General features: G+C 58.0%; 18 protein-coding genes. 2 read left to right on the forward strand and 16 right to left on the reverse strand.

The window, feature by feature from the left end; translation table 11 throughout:
* Nucleotides 1-165 precede the first annotated feature (165 nt).
* Together AAAU26_RS12585 and AAAU26_RS12590 are read left to right on the forward strand one after the other, a co-directional pair.
* Nucleotides 166-1,296 carry a sodium ion-translocating decarboxylase subunit beta gene (locus tag AAAU26_RS12585; RefSeq protein WP_217210157.1) on the forward strand — a complete coding sequence of 377 codons (1,131 nt, stop codon included), beginning with the start codon at nt 166-168 and terminating at the stop codon, nt 1,294-1,296.
* A 13-nt stretch (nt 1,297-1,309) separates the two neighbouring features.
* Entirely contained in the window at nt 1,310-1,438 is a 129-nt protein-coding gene (locus AAAU26_RS12590) for an oxaloacetate decarboxylase (protein WP_158394692.1), read from the forward strand.
* Between the two features lie 49 nt (nt 1,439-1,487).
* Here the strand turns inward: AAAU26_RS12590 and AAAU26_RS12595 are convergent, their stop codons facing one another.
* From AAAU26_RS12595 to AAAU26_RS12670, 16 genes are all read right to left on the reverse strand, one after another.
* Entirely contained in the window at nt 1,488-1,640 is a 153-nt protein-coding gene (locus AAAU26_RS12595; protein ID WP_227618322.1) for a hypothetical protein, read from the reverse strand.
* A gap of 31 nt (nt 1,641-1,671) precedes the next feature.
* Nucleotides 1,672-2,238, reverse strand: a complete 567-nt coding sequence (locus AAAU26_RS12600; RefSeq protein WP_158394693.1) for a histidine phosphatase family protein — start codon at nt 2,236-2,238, stop codon at nt 1,672-1,674.
* Nucleotides 2,239-2,466: 228 nt separating this feature from the next.
* Nucleotides 2,467-3,054: a sugar O-acetyltransferase gene (locus AAAU26_RS12605; protein ID WP_227618323.1), complete on the reverse strand. Its 588-nt coding sequence runs from the start codon at nt 3,052-3,054 to the stop codon at nt 2,467-2,469.
* A gap of 129 nt (nt 3,055-3,183) precedes the next feature.
* Nucleotides 3,184-4,086 (reverse strand): hypothetical protein, encoded by a 903-nt coding sequence (locus tag AAAU26_RS12610; protein ID WP_227618324.1) that lies wholly within the window; start codon nt 4,084-4,086, stop codon nt 3,184-3,186.
* A 172-nt stretch (nt 4,087-4,258) separates the two neighbouring features.
* On the reverse strand, nt 4,259-4,606 hold the full coding sequence (locus AAAU26_RS12615) for a hypothetical protein (RefSeq protein ID WP_227618325.1): 348 nt from the start codon (nt 4,604-4,606) through the stop codon (nt 4,259-4,261).
* 8 nt (nt 4,607-4,614) lie between these two features.
* Nucleotides 4,615-5,073, reverse strand: a complete 459-nt coding sequence (locus AAAU26_RS12620) for a MarR family winged helix-turn-helix transcriptional regulator (protein ID WP_158394696.1) — start codon at nt 5,071-5,073, stop codon at nt 4,615-4,617.
* Between the two features lie 99 nt (nt 5,074-5,172).
* Complete coding sequence (locus tag AAAU26_RS12625) at nt 5,173-5,826, reverse strand: D-sedoheptulose-7-phosphate isomerase (RefSeq protein WP_227618326.1); 654 nt, start codon at nt 5,824-5,826, stop codon at nt 5,173-5,175.
* Complete coding sequence (locus tag AAAU26_RS12630; RefSeq protein WP_227618327.1) at nt 5,823-7,148, reverse strand: HAD-IIIA family hydrolase; 1,326 nt, start codon at nt 7,146-7,148, stop codon at nt 5,823-5,825. The genes AAAU26_RS12625 and AAAU26_RS12630 overlap by 4 nt, the downstream gene beginning before the upstream one ends.
* Nucleotides 7,145-8,146, reverse strand: a complete 1,002-nt coding sequence (locus AAAU26_RS12635) for a GHMP family kinase ATP-binding protein (protein WP_207676237.1) — start codon at nt 8,144-8,146, stop codon at nt 7,145-7,147. The genes AAAU26_RS12630 and AAAU26_RS12635 overlap by 4 nt, the downstream gene beginning before the upstream one ends.
* A 10-nt stretch (nt 8,147-8,156) precedes the next feature.
* Nucleotides 8,157-9,284: a glycosyltransferase family 4 protein gene (locus tag AAAU26_RS12640; RefSeq protein ID WP_160141199.1), complete on the reverse strand. Its 1,128-nt coding sequence runs from the start codon at nt 9,282-9,284 to the stop codon at nt 8,157-8,159.
* Nucleotides 9,281-10,030 carry a WecB/TagA/CpsF family glycosyltransferase gene (locus AAAU26_RS12645; protein ID WP_158394701.1) on the reverse strand — a complete coding sequence of 250 codons (750 nt, stop codon included), beginning with the start codon at nt 10,028-10,030 and terminating at the stop codon, nt 9,281-9,283. The genes AAAU26_RS12640 and AAAU26_RS12645 overlap by 4 nt, the downstream gene beginning before the upstream one ends.
* Before the next feature lie 7 nt (nt 10,031-10,037).
* Nucleotides 10,038-11,585, reverse strand: coding sequence for a lipopolysaccharide biosynthesis protein (locus AAAU26_RS12650; protein ID WP_160141200.1), 1,548 nt, complete (start codon nt 11,583-11,585; stop codon nt 10,038-10,040).
* Entirely contained in the window at nt 11,564-12,679 is a 1,116-nt protein-coding gene (locus tag AAAU26_RS12655; protein ID WP_227618328.1) for a glycosyltransferase family 4 protein, read from the reverse strand. The genes AAAU26_RS12650 and AAAU26_RS12655 overlap by 22 nt, the downstream gene beginning before the upstream one ends.
* On the reverse strand, nt 12,676-13,350 hold the full coding sequence (locus AAAU26_RS12660; RefSeq protein WP_158394704.1) for a VanZ family protein: 675 nt from the start codon (nt 13,348-13,350) through the stop codon (nt 12,676-12,678). The genes AAAU26_RS12655 and AAAU26_RS12660 overlap by 4 nt, the downstream gene beginning before the upstream one ends.
* Nucleotides 13,347-14,684 (reverse strand): O-antigen ligase family protein, encoded by a 1,338-nt coding sequence (locus AAAU26_RS12665; RefSeq protein ID WP_227618329.1) that lies wholly within the window; start codon nt 14,682-14,684, stop codon nt 13,347-13,349. The genes AAAU26_RS12660 and AAAU26_RS12665 overlap by 4 nt, the downstream gene beginning before the upstream one ends.
* On the reverse strand, nt 14,620-16,548 hold the full coding sequence (locus AAAU26_RS12670) for a nucleotide-binding protein (protein WP_227618330.1): 1,929 nt from the start codon (nt 16,546-16,548) through the stop codon (nt 14,620-14,622). Before AAAU26_RS12670 ends, AAAU26_RS12665 begins: the two co-directional genes overlap by 65 nt.
* Between the last annotated feature and the right edge of the window lie 6 nt (nt 16,549-16,554).

Genomic DNA, 16,554 nt, shown 5'->3' on the forward strand with positions numbered 1-16,554 from the left:
GGAGTAAAGGGCGCTCCACCTTATGGGAGCGCTGCATGGCAGCGTCAACACGGCAGAAATGCCCGATGTCATGTGTTCGCTTGAGACTTTTGTCACAGTAATTGGTGCTGTGGCGGAAGTCTCTTTTTTCGTCATTGCACCGCAGATTTCAAAGGAGGCAATGACATGGATTTCTGGAACGCATTCGCCAGTCTCTTTTCCAATTTCGGGAACCTGACCTGGCAGATGGTGGTGATGTGGGGCATCGGCGCCCTGCTCATCTACCTTGCCATCGCAAAAAAGATGGAGCCGAGCCTGCTTCTCCCCATGGGCTTCGGAGCCATCCTCGTCAACCTGCCCTTATCGGGCGCTATCACGCAGGGCGACACCGTCGGCCCCATCTCGGCTCTGTTTGAGGCCGGAATGTCCAACGAGCTGTTCCCCCTGCTGCTCTTCATCGGCATCGGTGCGATGATAGACTTCGGTCCGCTGCTCGAGAAGCCGTGGCTGATGCTCTTCGGCGCAGCGGCGCAGTTCGGCATCTTCTTCACCCTCTTCCTCGCGGGCTTCTTCTTCGATTTGAAGGACGCCGCTTCCATCGCCGTCATCGGCGCGGCAGACGGCCCCACGGCCATCTTCGTGGCCAACGTCCTGCACTCCCAGTATCTTGGTGCCATCATGGTGGCGGCCTACAGCTACATGGCGCTGGTCCCCATCGTGCAGCCGCCGGTCATCAAACTGCTGACCACCCAGAAGGAACGCCGCATCCGGATGCCCTACCAGAAGGGCAGTGTCAGCCAACTGACCAAGATCTTGTTCCCCATCGTCGTGACCATCATCGCCGGATTCGTGGCTCCGGCCAGTGTAGCACTGGTGGGCTTTCTGATGTTCGGTAACCTGCTGCGGGAGTGCGGTGTGCTGAACACCCTGAGTGAAACGGCGCAGAACATCCTCGCAAACCTCATCACCATCGTGCTGGGCCTGACCGTGGCCGGCCAGATGACCGCTGACAAGTTCGTGCGGCCCGACACTCTGCTCATCCTTGCACTGGGCCTCGTGGCCTTTGTGTTTGACACCGCCGGCGGTGTGCTGTTCGCAAAGCTGGTGAATCTCTTCCTCCCGGAGGGCAAAAAGCTCAACCCCATGATCGGCGCAGCCGGCATCTCTGCCTTCCCCATGAGCGGACGCGTCGTCAACAAGCTGGGCCTCGAGGAGGACAACCAGAATTTCCTGCTGATGTACTCCATCAGTGTCAACGTCTCGGGCCAGATAGCCTCTGTCATCGCCGGCGGACTGCTGCTGACCCTGCTGAGCTAAAGGAGGGACTGATATGCTGCATCTTACTTCGTGGATGACGACTCTGCCCATCATGGTCATCGGGATGGTGAGCATCGTGCTGGTCATCGGCGTCATCGTGCTGGCTGTGATGCTTTTGAACAAGCTGACGAGCCGGAAATAACTGCAAAGGGCTGCTGTACCGTGTTGTACAGCAGCCCTTGTTTTATTGATCAGCCCACGCCTTTCCGATAGCCGCTCTTGGCGTTCTGCCCGGTGTCATCCGGCTCGTCGCAGCCGTCGTAAGGCGCATTCGGGTCGTGAGCCTTTTTCTTTTTGAAGGAAACATTCGATTTTGATGCCGTCGATGTCCAAGATCTGGCCACCCTTCAGGAGGACTTTTTTTGTTGTTGATCCTCAACCGTTGGGGTTGATGATTTTTTCTACCGTCAGCTTTCCGTCTGCATAAGTCATCTCGAGGATGCCGCAGTTGCCGATAAAGCCGGTGATCTCGCCCGCCTTTTCCGGGAATTTAGTCAAAAAGCGCCGGATAGCCATGCCGTGGGAGACGATAAGGATGCACTCCCCTGCCGCGTGTTCGGCAATGCCCTTCACTGCCCCGTATACCCGCTCGGTGAAGGCATCCAGGTCTTCGCCGCCGTACTTCACGAAGTAGTCGCCGTAGGGGTACGTCGGGTTTTCACGGATGGGCGAAGCTTCCTTTATGCCGAGGAAAATTTCCTTGAGGTCTTTGCGGCGGGTATAGGACATCCCGCCTGAGACGAACTCCGCTGTGTCGCAGGCCCGCTCTGACGTGGAGCTGTAGACCGCATCAAAATGGACGTTGTGGGCATCGAACCACGCTTTTGCCGCCTTTGCCTGCCGGATGCCGTTTTCTGTCAGAGGCGAATCACACTGGCCCTGATTGACGTCCATGGTGTTGAAAAGCGTTTCACCGTGACGCATGAGGTAGATTTTTTTCATGAAAGAGTCTCCTCCCCGCTTTTTTACCAGTATAGCACACCGCCTGCATAGACTGCAACAGCCCGCACAAAGCTTCTGTGCGGGCTGTGTTTCGTTACGTTTCCTGTGTATCTGCTTGCCGGTCAGGTGCTCGATGGTGATTTCATAAAACCGGACGGCCTTTGCAATTTCAGCCTCAATCTCCTCTGCACTGGGATAATATTTCGCCGGCGGGGCCGTTTTCTTGTTTTATCTGTTCCAGCAGGTCTTTTTGTCCTCATCGGTGATGGCACGGATGACATGGCAGGGATTGCCGACAGCCACCGAGTTATCGGGGATGTCCTTCACCACGACGCTGCCGCCGCCGATGACCACATTGCTGCCGATGGTCACGCCCGGCATCACCTGCACGCCTGCGCCGATCCAGACATTGTCCCCCACCGTGATAGGGTAGGCATACTCAAACCCGGCGTTGCGGCGCTCGAAGTCGATGGGGTGACCAGCGGTGTGGAAACCGCAGTCCGGCGCAACAAAGACGTTATCGCCAAATTTCACCTTAGCACAATCAAGGATGACCAGGTTGTGGTTGGCGTAGAAATTTTCGCCCAGTTCGATGTTGTAGCCATAATCGCACCAGAACGGCGCAGTGATGTAGAAATTCTCCCCCGTCTTGCCGAGAAGTTTCTTCAAGACCGCTCTCTGGCCCTCTTCGTTCGACGGGCGGAGCTGATTATACTCCCAGCACAACTCCTTGGCTGCGATGCGCTCATCGTGCAGCTCCTTGTTGTAGTTTGCGTCGTACATCTGATGGGCCAGCATCTTTTCTTTTTCGGTCATTTCTTTATCTCCTTCAAAAGCTTGGTATAGGAACACGCCAGACTGCCGCAAAGCACCCCGTACACCGCAGCACCTCGTCGTGGCATCCGTCGCCGTCCGACAGGTCGGAGCGGCAGATAATGCAGTTCCTCAGAACAGGTCGAGCATATTGTCCAGATAGATGGCTTCCCGGACATGCAGCTGGTATTCCGGTTTTGTCATGTAGTAGAGCAGAAATTCCAGTACCAGCGCACTGCCCAGTCCCCGGCCCTCGATCTTGAAGTTGGAAAATCCCATCGGCATATAGACATCCTGAATGTCCCTGATGCCGATAAACCCCGGATTTTCCATCGCCTTCGAGAAGCGGTAGCCTTCCTCCGCACCCGGTGCGGTACAGATGTGTTCGGGGCAGGCTTCGCCGAGATTTTTTCGGCTGACATTCTCATAGCAGCGCTTTCTGTCCCGGCATCCGACCCAGCAGCACTCGTTGCAGAGAAATTCCACCTTGTCTTTCTGCGCCTGCGGCAGACTGTCCAGCTCTCCAAAGGCTTTGTTCAGCCGGAAGTCCGGCACCACATAGCGGAACTCTTCCCGGGCTGTCTCCGCCCGGAGCTGCTGAAACTCTGTCAGCACTTTCGTCGTGGAGGACACGAAATAAAGCTGCGGATAGTGCGTTTTCAGGTAGTCCAGCAGCAGCTCCGAGTGGACGATGACGCCGCTCTGCACCTGGTTTTCTCGCTCAAACAGGGCGCAGAGAGCGTTGCACTTTTTATCCGAAAGATGTTCCTCCCGGAGGAGCGAGTTGCTGAAGGTCAGCCGCGCCGAGATGCCGTATTCCCGCGTCAGGGCAAGGACTTCTTTGGGGTCATGCTCCCCGAAGCCAGCCCGTCCCCCGCCCCAGACGCAGTCGGCCGGTGCGCCATAGATGGAGCCGATGTCGCACCAGTCATAAAAGTATTCTCTGTGCGCCCGAAACAGAGGCAGGAACTCCCGGTACAGCTCGTAGAACTCGAACGATCCGGGCAGATGGTAATAGGCTTTTTCCTGTTTCATGGCGTATCCACCTTCCCGCAAGAGTTTTTTCCTATTATGCCATGAACGCAGTGAAATGGCATAATTGCGCATCCAAAGCCGGTTGCCACGCAGCTCCGCAGGAGCAAGCGGCGAGGCGCTGCGTATAAAACTATAATATCGCGTTAGCGATATTATACCACGTTTTCTCCCATTACAAAAGCCCCCGAAGAGTACAGCTTGATTTGTTCACTATGCCCTTCATCCGGCGGTTGATGTTGTTGGCAAAGCGGCGGACATAAAAGCGCTTGATGAACCGCGACGCCTGCACCAGCAGGGCGACGAGGATATAGGCCAGAACCAGCAGCGCCATTTGGGCCGCTGTTTCGCTGCCGCTCAGGATGTCCGCCAGGCACTGGGCCAGACGGCCCTCGAACCACGGGGTGGCCAGCAGGCCGATGTTATAGATGAGGCCCGACAGGGTCACGAAAGCCAGCGGGAGCCACTCGACCCGGAAATAGGAGAATATCCGGTCCGGGCGGAAGGTCTTCTCATTTTTCATCGGTCGTCTCACCCCCCTGCGGCATTTCGGAAGTGCGGGAAGCCCGCACGGCTCTCGGTCTTGGACGCCGTATAAAGCTTGTTCAGCGAAGCGGCAAAGGCGGCGGCTTCTTCCTCCGTCAGTACACTCGTCAGATACTCGTAAAAAGCGGCCTCAATTCCGGCCTTGGAGGATTTCAGGCTCTCGGCCTTTTCTGTGGGGAAAAGCAGCTGGCTCCGTCGGTCGTTCGGGGCGTCCTCGCGGGTCAGATAACCCTTCCCTTCCAGATTTTTGGTCCGCCGGGCGATAGCCGCCTTGTCTGCATGCAGCAGTTCGGCCAGCTGGGCCTGCGTACAGCCGGGATGGTGGCGCAGCGCATGGATGAGGTCGATCTCCGCTGTGCCGACGCCCTCTTCCCGCATCGTGAGCAGGACGAGCTTTTCAGCCTCCCGCGCGATTTTTGTGATTTTTCGTTCGGTAATATCCATAGACAGCCTCCGGGGCTTATCTCAAGAAGATGTATCTACATCGTTGTATGTACAACCATTATGATACAAAACCACTCTTTGTCAAGAGCGGCAGTGGTTTTATTCATCAAAAAAATGTTCTTCCAGCATCAGGCACAGGCAGTGATAAATGGGCAGATGAAGCTCCTGTATCTGATAGGTCTCCTGCAGCGGCACCCGGATGCAGACGTCGCACAGCGGCAGCAGCGGGCTGTCTGCCCCGCCGGTCAGGCCGACCACTTTCATGCCCAGAGCGCGGGCCGTTACCGCCGCGTACAGGATGTTCTTGCTCTTTCCGCTGGTGGAGATGACCAGCAGCACATCTCCCGCCCTGCCATAGCCATTGACCTGCTGGGCAAAGCACATCAGCGGGGCGCAGTCGTTTGCATATGCCGTCGTGAGAGCCGGATGACCGTCCATAGCGATGGCCGGCAGTGCCTTCTGCAGATGCTGGACAAGGTCCGGCCCCAGTTCCGGGCTTTCCCGGAGAAGCCGTTCCGCCAGTGCCTCATTCAGCCTGCGGGTCTTCTTGAACCCCTTCATCAGCTCGCCCACGATATGCTCCGCATCCGCTGCCGAACCGCCGTTGCCCGCAATGAGGAGCTTGCCGCCCGCCTCGTAGCTGGCCGTGATGATCTGGTAGGCACCGTCGATCTCATCCCGCTGCCCGGCGAGGATGGGATAGCGCTGCAGCAGAAGCTCGAGCTGCTTTTTTGCCCCGTCAGTCTGTTTCATCGTTTCTCTTCTCCTTCTTTTCCACGCAGCACCTGCTCCACGAAGTCGTATAAGGATGGTGCCGTCCTCTCCTGCCCCAGCTCCGGCGGTGTCCCGTCGGCACAGAGCAGCGCCGTCCTGCACCCCGCATTTTTTCCGGCGAGGACGTCATTTTTCCCGTCTCCTACCATCCAGGAGCAGCTCAAGTCGATGTTGAACCGCTGTGCTGCATCCAACAGCATCCCTGGCGCGGGCTTGCGGCAGCTGCAATGGATTTTCAGCTCCGGTCTTTCGCCGGGAAATCCCTTGTCCGGGTGGTGGGGGCAGTAATAAATAGCATCCAGCCACGCACCCTCCCGGCCAAGCAGGGTCTCCATCTTGCAGTGGATGGCTTCCAGCTGCTCTTCCGTCACCTCGCCCCGGGCGATGACCGGCTGATTCGTCACCACGACAGCAAGCCAGCCCAGCTCGTTGATTTTACGGACAGCCTGTGCCACGCCGGGCAGAAGCTCAAACTCGTCGATATTCCGCAGAAAGCCAACGTATCGGTTGATGGTCCCGTCCCGGTCCAGAAAGACGGCTTTCTGCTTCCGGCGCAGATTCCGCGCCGCCGCATGGCCGCTGCGCACATCCTCGCAGACTGCCGCATAGCGCTCCGGCGTTCCCATATCCTTGACGTACTCCGGGCTGTCGTAACAGAGCAGCTGCCCCGTCCCCGCCAGCGGCTTCAATATCTGCCGGTCCAAGTCTACCTTTCCCGCCGGGATGTCCCCTTCCAGCAGCTTCGGGCTGAGGATGTGCAGCCCTGCATTGACCCGGTTGCGGTAATACTGCGGGCGGGCATCCTCCTTGGTCAGCCACTGGGTCACCCGCTGCTCGCTGTCCGCCACGATGAGGCCGCTGTCATAAGGGTGGCCGTTCGGGTGGGTGAACAGGGTGGCCAGCCCGCCATGAACCTTGTGGAACGCCGCAAAGCGCTGCAGATCCACATCGAACATCACGTCTCCGTTCAGCAGCAGAAAATCTTCGTCCAGCCGGTCCCGGATGCGGAACAGCGCGCCCGCATTCCCCAGCGGCTCTTTCTCCACAAAATACTCGATGTGAACGCCGAAGGGCCGGCCCGTCTGCGGCGAGCATCCGCTGCCATCGCCGAAGTACTCCATGATGGCCGGGGCCAGATGCCCCACTGTGATGAGCACATCCGTCACACCCTGCTCCCGCAGGGATCCCAGCTCCCGCTCCAGCACAGGACGCCCGTCAATGGGCAGCATCGGCTTGGGGAGATCCCCTGCCAGCGCGGCGATGCGGGTGCCGCGGCCTCCGGCCATGATAACAGCCTTCATAATGCCGGCTCCTCCTCGGGCGCATAGTAGATGACCCGCGTGCCACCGTTTTCAAAGCGGAACGGGATATAAAGCAGCTCCTGCATGGCCTGGCGCACGGCGGCCTGATGTTCCGGCTCCACGTAAAATACCAGAAATCCACCGCCGCCCGCGCCCAGCAGTTTTCCGCCCAGCGCACCGGCGGCAATGCCTCTGGCGTACAGCGCGTCGATACAGTCGGTAGAGACTGCTGCGCCGGTGCCGCGCTTCAGCTTCCAGGTGTGGTCCAGCAGACGGCCAAATTCGTTCAGGTCTGCCTGCTCGTCGGTCAGGATGGCTTCGGCTTCATCCACGAGCGCCAGCATCTCCTGCAGCCGCGCAAGCTTGTCTGCCCCGTTCCGGCTGTTGTTGAGCTTCTGGATCTCCGCCGAGAAACGGGTAAATCCGGTAAAGAACATCATCAATCTGCCGTTCAGACGCCTTTTGCGCTCCGGCGACAGCAGGACTGGGCGCACTTCGTACCCGTCCGCGCTGAAATCAATGCGGTTGAAGCCGCCGAACGCCGCCGCGATCTGGTCCTGCCAGCCGCCGGCCTCTGCACAGAGCACCCGCTCCAGATAGATGGCCTCCTTGGCCAGTTTTTCCTTGCTGGCATACTGCCCTTTCAGCGCGTAGAATGCGTTCAGCATCCCGACGGCAAATGAGCTGGACGTCCCCAGTCCGGACCGCGCCGGAAGGTCGGCCTCGTAGGTCAGCCGGATATGATGCATATCCAGCATCTTCATTGCGTTCCGGATGGCCGGATGCTCGATCTCTTCCAAGCTGTTCACCCGCTCGGTCTTTGCGTAGGAAAGCTCCGTCGCGTAGGAAAAGAAGGGCGGCAGATGCCGGACGTTGACATAGCAGTATTTGTCGAACGTCGTGGAGAGCACAGCCCCGCCATATTCGCGGAAAAAGCTCTCCATGTCCGTTCCGCCGCCAAAGAAGGACATCCGGAAAGGTGTTTTGGTAATGATCATCTTCTGTCACTCATTTCACATCTGAATTGGAGGCATTCTGCACGATGTCCAGAAATGCCCTGGCGCAGCGCTCCCACGAGAAATCCCTTGCGACTTTCGCCGCGCTCTCTTCCAGCTCCTGCCGGGACGGATACGGTGCCAGCAGCCACTGCGCAATGACGTCGTCATCGTCGCACAGAGCATGGCCCTTCATATCCTTCAGCGTCACCGACGGTCCGATGGCCCGGTAGGCCGCCACCGAGGTGCAGTAATACACAGCTTCCATGATGGCCATGCCGAAGATCTCGCCCTTGTTCATGTTGACGTAGTAGTCCGACATGCAGTAGATTTTCCACATCTCCGGATAGGGTACATTCTCGTACAGGGTCACTTCCTGCTCGAGACCGTTGAAATGTATCTTCTCTTTCAGGGCGTTTTCCAGTGTGCCATTGCCCACGATGATGAGCTTGAAGGGCTTTTTGCCCCGTATCTTCAAAAACAGGTCTATGAGCTCCAGCGGCCGCTTTTCCGGTGAGAGACGGGAGACATTGCACAGCACGACATCTTCCGGTGCATAGCCATGCTCCCGGCGGAGAGCATCCCGGTCCACACTGCGGAAGTCCTGCTTCAGCACCGAGGTATCCAAGCCCACCGGGGCCACCGTGATACGCTCCACCCCCAGCGCTTCCAACTCCGCCTTTGCTGCGCTCGTCTTGGCCAGAACAGGGTTATTTTTATAGATGCGCAGCGTCCCGGTCTCGAACAGTATGTTCATCAGCCGTCCTTTCGGCCCATCATTCAGGCTGTGTGCCGTGCCGATGTAGGGTACGAATGCCGCCCCGTGTCTTTTGCACCAGCGGTAGATGTGGGGCAGAAAAAGCTGCTGGTCGCCAAAGCAGAACAATGCCTTCGTCTCTGCATCCAGCGCGGAGACGGGCATCCAGCCGTGGGCTCCCAGATGCCGCATAGGCAGATACCACACCACCAGCCCCGGCACCACGACGACCTTTTCTTCCTCTTCTGAAGGGTCGATGCCCTTATAGATAGTCAGCTCGTGGCCCATGGCAGCCAGCGCACGGCCCAGGCCGACCTCCTGACTGTTGTAGTAGCCGCGCCGCCCGAAGCCGTTTATCATCGTACACAGGATTCCCAGTTTCATTGCTGCTCCTTCCTGTACTTCCATGCCAGACAGAATATCTGCATATCGTCCACAAAATAGCGGCGGAACAGCCGCTTCGGTTCCTTCACAAAACGGTAGAACCATTCCAGTCCATTCTCGCTGAACACCTTCGGGGCGCGCTTGACATTGCCCGCCAGAAAATCCACCGTGGCACCGGCGCAGAGCGTGACGCCCGATGCACAGTCGCGGTAATGTTCGCTGACCCATTTTTCCTGCTTGGGGCAGCCAAAACAGGCCAGCAGGATGTCGGGCTTCACCTTTTGCAGCGTCTCCCGGATGTATGCCACTTCCTCCGGCTTTTTTTCAAATCCCATGCTGGGCGAGAGCGCACCCACCACCACCAGCCCCGGGTAACGGGCCTTGATATTCTCTGCGGCCTTGTGGGCTGCGTCTTCTTTTCCGCCCAGCACAAAGACCGAGCGGCCCTCTTTTGCCGCACATTCCAGCAACGTCGGCACGAGGTCAGAGCCGGATACCTTCATTTTCAGAGGCCGGCCATACAGCTTTGCAAGCCAGATGAGCGGCTGCCCGTCCACCAGCGTCAGGTCGGCGTCGTTCGTTATTTTTCGCAGCACGGTGTCCTGTTCCATCTTCACCACGACGTCAACATTCACTTCCACCACATAGGCCGGAGTCTGCTGCCGTATCTTCTGCAGCAAAAACTCCACCGCCTCTTTCAGCGTGACATTGTTGACGTAGGTGTTCAGCAACTTTGTTTTTTCCATCGTTCGTTCAGCCTTTATCGTTTAATTTGATGAACCTTCGGCCCAGACTCTTCCAGAGCTGCGGCGGCAGTAAAATCAGAACAACTATCGGCAGCAGCACAGTCGCTGCGGTCAGCGCCTTGAACATCAGGGTTCCCCAGCTGCCTGCCGCCGGCAGAATGCGGCGCAGCATCTCTGCCGCAGCAAATCCCGCTGCCAGCGAAGCTCCATTGCACACCAGTGTCGGATAGAATGTGTGCAGCGGCAGATGCAGACAGTGAGCCGCATACAGCGGTGCATCCACGAAATGTACTACGCTGATCACCAACGTCGTCAGAAGCACTGCATACGCGCCTACCGATGTATACCGCAGCAGAATGTACATGGACAGCACATTGGCCGTTCCCATCAGGATGGTGACGCAGCAGGGCAGCCGCAGCTTCTGGGTCAGCGTGTAAACATAATACAGCGGCTGGACCGCGCCGGTGGCAATATCGCTAAGCAGCACGATGAGCCCGGCCCGGAACAGAAAGTCCGTGTTCTGGCCCGGGAGCCAGAGCGCCATAAAATCATGGCCGCACACAAAAAAGCCCATCACGACCAGGTTGCAGAACCCTCCGGTACATCGCATGGAAATCTTGAGCAGCCCGGTCAGCTCTTCCATTTTATCTTCCGCGTACAACCGCAGGCACCGGGGCCGAAACACCGTACTGATCTTCATGATCATGCCGCTCACGATGGTCTCCAGACTTTTTGCCACTGAGATCTGTCCCATGACCGTAGCGTTCAGCATCAGGTTGGTGATGAGCAGGTCCAGACCACTGTTCAGCAGATTGCCCAGATTGTTCAGGGCCGTCCAGCTGCCGGTAGAGAGCACCTCCCACACCGCATGAGGCGAAAAATCCTTTACATGGAACTGCAGCTCCGGGGTCAGCTTATGGCAGAGCCTCAAGTTGCCCGCCAGCAGAAGCAGCGCACCCACCGCCGCGGCCAGCCCCACATACCACACATGGGGCTGCAGCAGCAGGCACAGCGCCAGAAGCAGCCCGGCCTGCAGCAAATAGGCCGCACTCTGCAGCTTTTCCGCCAGGTCGATGCGCTCCGAGATAAACGCAGCAGCATCGAACGCCGTGCGCAGCAACGTGAGCAGATACCGCATCAGCACGATAAAAAACAGCAGTTTCACATCTGCCGTCAGCTCCTGCGGAATCTGCAGCATCCGGTCCAGCCGGACGATTGCCACCGTACCTCCCGCCAGCAGGACACACGCTAAGATCAGGTCTGCTAAAATCGTTGAAGAAAAATAGCGGTTGGCCTTCTCCAGCTTTTTCTGGTAGTACGCCATCGCGATGAACCGTCCGGCAAAGGCGTTCAGGCCTACCGCCAGAATATCCACATAGCTGATAAATGTGTTCGCCAGCGCCACGAAGCCGTACGCCTCCACGCCGATGTTATTGGTCACATACGGTGTGATGAGAAAATTCATGAGGTAATTGATGCACAACGATAGCAGTGACCAGAACATATTCAGCGCAATCACGCGCCGGGAGCGTTTCATCTCTGTTTTCGTTGCCATGCGTTCCGGTATCCCTCCGCCAGACATTCCGCCGAATGTTTCCAGTTATATTTTTCCTCTACCAGCTGTCGGATATGTGACTGTGTGCCGGTATATGTTTCCTCCGTCCAGTCTGCGGCCCGGAGGATGGCATCTTTCAGTGCGTCCGGCTCTTCGGGCGGGAACAGCAGGCCCGTGCAGCCCCCGTCCGTCTCTTCCTCAAAGGCCGGGATGCTGCTGGCCAGCACCGGCTTGCTGTAGCTGTAGGCCATCAGGAGAGCACCGCTGCCGTAGATTTCCCGATACGGGAACAGGCAGAAGTCCGCCTCCTGATACAGTGCATCCAGCGCTTCGTCCGGCACATGGCCCAGCTGCAAGGTGACACAGCCTTCCAGCCCCTTCTCCCGGATGAGCGCCGCGTAATCCGTGGCATCCAGCTTGGGGAACTGCTGCCCGGCAACGGTCACATGGACCCGGCTGCGTTGTGTTTCCGTCATGCGGGCCAGAGCTTCCAGCAGAATATCCACACCCTTATAGCGGCGCAGGACGCCGAACTGTAAAAACTCCGTTTTTTCCGTATGGAGCTGATGTTCTTTCGGGCTGATCTGGGTGTAACTGCCGTGAGGCGTCACACAGATTTTTTCCGGCGGCAGATGGTACTCGTCCATCAACAGCTGGCGGCAGTATAAGTTATGGACCACCAGAAGGTCGCAGACACGGTAAAAATCGCCGTACAGTCTGCGATCCCGGGGCGACGCCTCATGGGGCAGCAGATTGTGTACCGTATGTACCAGGATCCCACAGTGACGCTTCAGCTTACAGTAAAGAGGTATCTCATACCGGGCATCTTTGAACCCCTGCACGTGCAGGACATCATAGTGTCCGGTGCAGATCTCAGCGGCCAATGCCAGCAGCCCTCCACCGTAACGCATCAGGGCCTCTGCCCATCCCTTTCCGCCAGCATACAGCTTATCCTTCCACTGCACACCTTCCAGTGGCCGGGGCGCGCCTTTGCGGCAGAAAATCGTGATCTGTTCCTCTGTGCGCAGCGCCCGGCACAATTCCAGCGTATACACACTGCCGGGCAGGAAATGCTCTACCATCAGGACTTTCATTCCATCCTCCTGCCAAACAGCCAGAACACACCATAGCCCAGCACAGCCCCCAGCGCGTTGGTCAGGATGTCGTTCACGTCACACTGACCCACCGCCAATACCAGCTGTGTCGTCTCTATCATCGTGGAGAGAGCCGCCCCGCCCAGCAGCGCCCACCAGACAGAGCGCAGACTGCGGTGCAGCAGGGGCAACAGGACACCCAGCGGCACAAAGAGGGCCGCATTCTGCAGTAGATGCCGCAAGACATCCGTATCCTGCATTTTCAGCGCACGAAACAGCTCCAGCTCCATGATGACGGAGGTGTTGTGCTGCCCCTGACGGGACAGCAGAGTCACAAACAGCACCACCAGCAGATAGGTCATCAGCAGAGCCAGGATCGTCTTGTTCATCTCACGCACATGGCCCAGCAAAAACCAGACCATCCCGCAGAGCATGACCACCGCTGTCAGGATGAGCAGAGCAAACAGCACCATGCCGCTGTTCTGCATCGTCTGCACCAGCACCATCACCACACTCCCCAGACAGAGGAACAAAAATGCCACCACGGCCACCAGTGCCGGGACTGCGCGGGGATTGCGGTTGCGGCGCAGCAGCGCCGTCAGTACTGCCGCAAAACCGCCGAGCAAAAAAAGCCCAATCAAGATGAGCTGTATCCCGCTGTGTGTACTCATGTAGCTTCCTTCTCCAATCTTGCTCTGCGTCGGCTCACAGGCCGGGGCTTGTTGCTCCCGACTCCCATCGCCAAAAATAGAAACACCATCTGGTATTCATAGGTGGACATGGAGCGTTCCGTCCAGCCCATGACCATGAACCAGAGCATATATGCCGCGCAGAAAATATAATTTTGACGTTCCAGCTTCCGCATCTGCCGAAACGAGGCCAAGAGCGCAATAAAATACGATGCCAAGCCGAACAGACCCACATTGAGCCAGTATTCCAGCAGCACATTGTGCGCACCTGTGGTCATCGTACCCATAAAGGAGTTGCTGCGGAACGCTGTGTGCAGCAGCGCCACCGCCTGCCGGTCACGCCAGAACATACCAAACCCGTATCCTGTAAAGGTGTGGCTGTTTGTCATGACCAGAATGATCTGCCGCCACAGCGGTGTGCGGCCGGTAAGGGTCGCATCCTTACCGATAGCGCTCAGCAGCGGCTCCATCAGCGGCAGGATGGTCAGCGCCGCGATCAGGAACCCCACACTGCCGACCACATAGACCAGCCCCAGCGGCAGCCGCCACTCCGGGTCGTTCCGCCCCTCCACGAACAGCAGATAGGCCGCCGGGATAGCCACACAGAACAGCGCTCCCTTTGCGTTGCACAAAAACAGCATCATCCCCTGCACCACGAACAGCATCAGCTCCCAGCGCTGGGGGATCTCCCGCCGTGCGCGCTGCAGTTTGAACCACGCTATCTGGAACAGGATGCCAACGGAAAGCTCCGCTGCCTCGTTGTTCTTGGTGCGCAGAAATCCGATAAAGTCGTGTTCTCCCTGTTCTTGGGAAAAGATCGTCCCCGGGAAGAGTACACAGTATAACAGCGTCAGCACCACGAACACCATCTGCGCTGTGCAGATGAGCCGCAGGATGTCTTCGCCGTCGTAGCGGTCCGCCATCCAGAGCGCGAACAGGATGGTCACGGTAAATCGGACACAGGTGATGATCTGCTCCGACGGGTATCTCGTCACGAACATCGAGTCCGCAAAAAAGACGACAGCCATATAGTAGACCGCTGTATAGCGCTGTTTGAGGTCCAACAGCTTTATACTCATCACGCCGTCTCTCCCGCTCGAGAACAGCATCAAAACCAGCTGCAGGCCGAACGTGCCATATTCCAGCAGAGTGCTGCTGCTCCCGCCCAGCAGACGGGTGTACCGTCCCGGGAAGCCCATGCTGACCAGCAGGATGAGCACCACCGCTGAATCGATGAGCTTTTCTCTTCGCTCAATGCTTCGGTTTCGAGCGGCCGAAGCCGAGGCGCTTGTGTCCCCTGCGCTCCGGGGCCGCATGGGCGGCTCTCCCTGTGCGTTCGACCGCGGCGCTTCGTGGCGCGGGCTTCGGTTCGGGTTCTGGCTCAGATTCGGGTTCGATGGCAGTTCCTGCCTCATCAACTGGCTCTTCTGTAAGTCCCGGCTGGACTGCGGGCTGTTCCTCATATGCCGGGGCGGGGTCTGCTCTATGCTGCTCCGGTTCGGGGACAGGCTGCTGTTCCGGTATCGTTCCATTGCTGCCTGCCTCCTTTTCCTCGGCCTGCTTCCAGCTTCCGTCTTTGCCCATGCGGAGCAATTCCCACATGGCCTCATTGTCGCTCAGGCCGCCCTTTGTCTGGTACAGGTCGTCTGTCAGTTCGTCCAGCACGCTCTGGCTCCCTGCACCGGACGGCTTCCAGTCAGCGGCCTTCTCCTGACCGTCCGCCGGGCGAAGCAGATCTTCCGGCAGTGAGCCGCCAGTTTCTTTTTCGTCCGTATTTTCGTTCTTTTTCGATGCGTTCGAAACTGCAGTGCGCTCCGGATAGAACTGGAAGGTCCCCAGAGACTGCGTCTCGTTGACCACACAGCCCAGCACACGCACACCGGATTTATCCAGCTTTTCAATGGCATCCTGCAGAGCGGGCAGCGGCGTCGCATCGTAGCGCACCACAAACAGCACATTGTTCGCCAGTTTGTTCAGGCGCAGCACGTCCGAGGAACGACCCACCGACGAAGCGTCGATGACCACGTACTCGTAGGGCTCCATGATTTTTTCCAGAAGCTCGAACAGCGTACCATCCAGAGGCACGGCGTTGCGCTCCAGTACCATCGGCAGCAGGTCCAGAAAGCCCGTCAGCGAAACGATGGCCTCCTGTGCAGCAGACTCGCCCTTATACAGAGCATTCAGAGTCCGGCTGTAATCCACGCTCCGCAGAAACATTCCGCCCAGACTCGGGGCGCGGGTGTTCAGGTCCAGCAGCAGAGTGCGCTTTTCCATATCCGAAAGCTGCAGAGCCAGGTTCGCCGCCACCGTGCTCTTGCCCTCGCCGTCCTCGGCAGAGGTCACATAGAACCGGTGCTGCTTTTCCTTCGTGCCGAAGCGATTGGTCAGGATATATGCCGCCGAGGCAAAGTTCTGCACAGCTTCGGCATCCGAGCGGTGCTTTTCGCTCAGGAGCTGGGTATTCTTCTGGAAATAGCCGTCGTCCTTCGGGACATTGCCCAGCGTTTCCAGACCCAGAACATCCTCCACGTCTTTCAGGTTCACCAGAGTGGGCCGCATAAGCAGCTCCAGAACTGCCATGCCCACACCGGCCATCAGGCCCAGCAGGCTGAAGATGATCCAGAGGCTGGCATAGCTGCCGCCACCCATCAGGTACTTTGCCTCCGGGGCGTCGATGACCGCCACCGAGCCCACCATCAGCGTCTCCGGCAGGATCGTCCTGCTGGCGTCCAGAATGGCGTTCATCAGCCGGATGCCGGCGTCCGCATTGTTCCAGCTCAGAGTGAGCTGAAGGACCTGTGTCTCGTTGTACCGGCTCACCTCCAGATTCTGGTAAACATCCTTCGTCGAGACCGACACAAGGCCTGTGCTGTCAAGAGCCGCCTGCAATACACGGTTGCTCTTCATCACAAAACTTGCCGCGTCTACCATATCCTCCGCCAGATGGAAGTCGTTGGTGCTCAGGTAGGAGGAGTTGTTGGTAAAGGCTCCCGTCGATGATTGGGAGGTGATGGCAATGGAACAGCTGATCTCATAGCTGGTGTAGTTGCCCTGCAGATAGGAGACACCGCTGAGCGCGAATCCGCAGATGAATCCCAGCAGGCCCAGCGCCAAAATCATCTTCCAGCGCTTGAAGGCCGCATACAGCAGGTCTCCTACACGGAGCTGAACATTGTTCATCGTTTC

The organism is Faecalibacterium longum (genome assembly GCF_040094125.1).
In the GTDB taxonomy this organism is placed as follows: Bacteria; Bacillota; Clostridia; order Oscillospirales; family Ruminococcaceae; genus Faecalibacterium; species Faecalibacterium longum.

What these genes read in the sequence shown, in the direction of transcription:
- AAAU26_RS12585 (WP_217210157.1), top strand. Translation starts at nt 166, where the DNA reads ATGGATTTCTGGAACGCATTCGCCAGTCTCTTTTCCAATTTCGGGAAC.
- AAAU26_RS12590 (WP_158394692.1), top strand. Translation starts at nt 1,310, where the DNA reads ATGCTGCATCTTACTTCGTGGATGACGACTCTGCCCATCATGGTCATC.
- AAAU26_RS12600 (WP_158394693.1), bottom strand. Translation starts at nt 2,238, where the DNA reads ATGAAAAAAATCTACCTCATGCGTCACGGTGAAACGCTTTTCAACACC.
- AAAU26_RS12605 (WP_227618323.1), bottom strand. Translation starts at nt 3,054, where the DNA reads ATGACCGAAAAAGAAAAGATGCTGGCCCATCAGATGTACGACGCAAAC.
- AAAU26_RS12610 (WP_227618324.1), bottom strand. Translation starts at nt 4,086, where the DNA reads ATGAAACAGGAAAAAGCCTATTACCATCTGCCCGGATCGTTCGAGTTC.
- AAAU26_RS12615 (WP_227618325.1), bottom strand. Translation starts at nt 4,606, where the DNA reads ATGAAAAATGAGAAGACCTTCCGCCCGGACCGGATATTCTCCTATTTC.
- AAAU26_RS12620 (WP_158394696.1), bottom strand. Translation starts at nt 5,073, where the DNA reads ATGGATATTACCGAACGAAAAATCACAAAAATCGCGCGGGAGGCTGAA.
- AAAU26_RS12625 (WP_227618326.1), bottom strand. Translation starts at nt 5,826, where the DNA reads ATGAAACAGACTGACGGGGCAAAAAAGCAGCTCGAGCTTCTGCTGCAG.
- AAAU26_RS12630 (WP_227618327.1), bottom strand. Translation starts at nt 7,148, where the DNA reads ATGAAGGCTGTTATCATGGCCGGAGGCCGCGGCACCCGCATCGCCGCG.
- AAAU26_RS12635 (WP_207676237.1), bottom strand. Translation starts at nt 8,146, where the DNA reads ATGATCATTACCAAAACACCTTTCCGGATGTCCTTCTTTGGCGGCGGA.
- AAAU26_RS12640 (WP_160141199.1), bottom strand. Translation starts at nt 9,284, where the DNA reads ATGAAACTGGGAATCCTGTGTACGATGATAAACGGCTTCGGGCGGCGC.
- AAAU26_RS12645 (WP_158394701.1), bottom strand. Translation starts at nt 10,030, where the DNA reads ATGGAAAAAACAAAGTTGCTGAACACCTACGTCAACAATGTCACGCTG.
- AAAU26_RS12650 (WP_160141200.1), bottom strand. Translation starts at nt 11,585, where the DNA reads ATGGCAACGAAAACAGAGATGAAACGCTCCCGGCGCGTGATTGCGCTG.
- AAAU26_RS12655 (WP_227618328.1), bottom strand. Translation starts at nt 12,679, where the DNA reads ATGAAAGTCCTGATGGTAGAGCATTTCCTGCCCGGCAGTGTGTATACG.
- AAAU26_RS12660 (WP_158394704.1), bottom strand. Translation starts at nt 13,350, where the DNA reads ATGAGTACACACAGCGGGATACAGCTCATCTTGATTGGGCTTTTTTTG.
- AAAU26_RS12665 (WP_227618329.1), bottom strand. Translation starts at nt 14,684, where the DNA reads ATGCGGCCCCGGAGCGCAGGGGACACAAGCGCCTCGGCTTCGGCCGCT.
- AAAU26_RS12670 (WP_227618330.1), bottom strand. Translation starts at nt 16,548, where the DNA reads ATGAACAATGTTCAGCTCCGTGTAGGAGACCTGCTGTATGCGGCCTTC.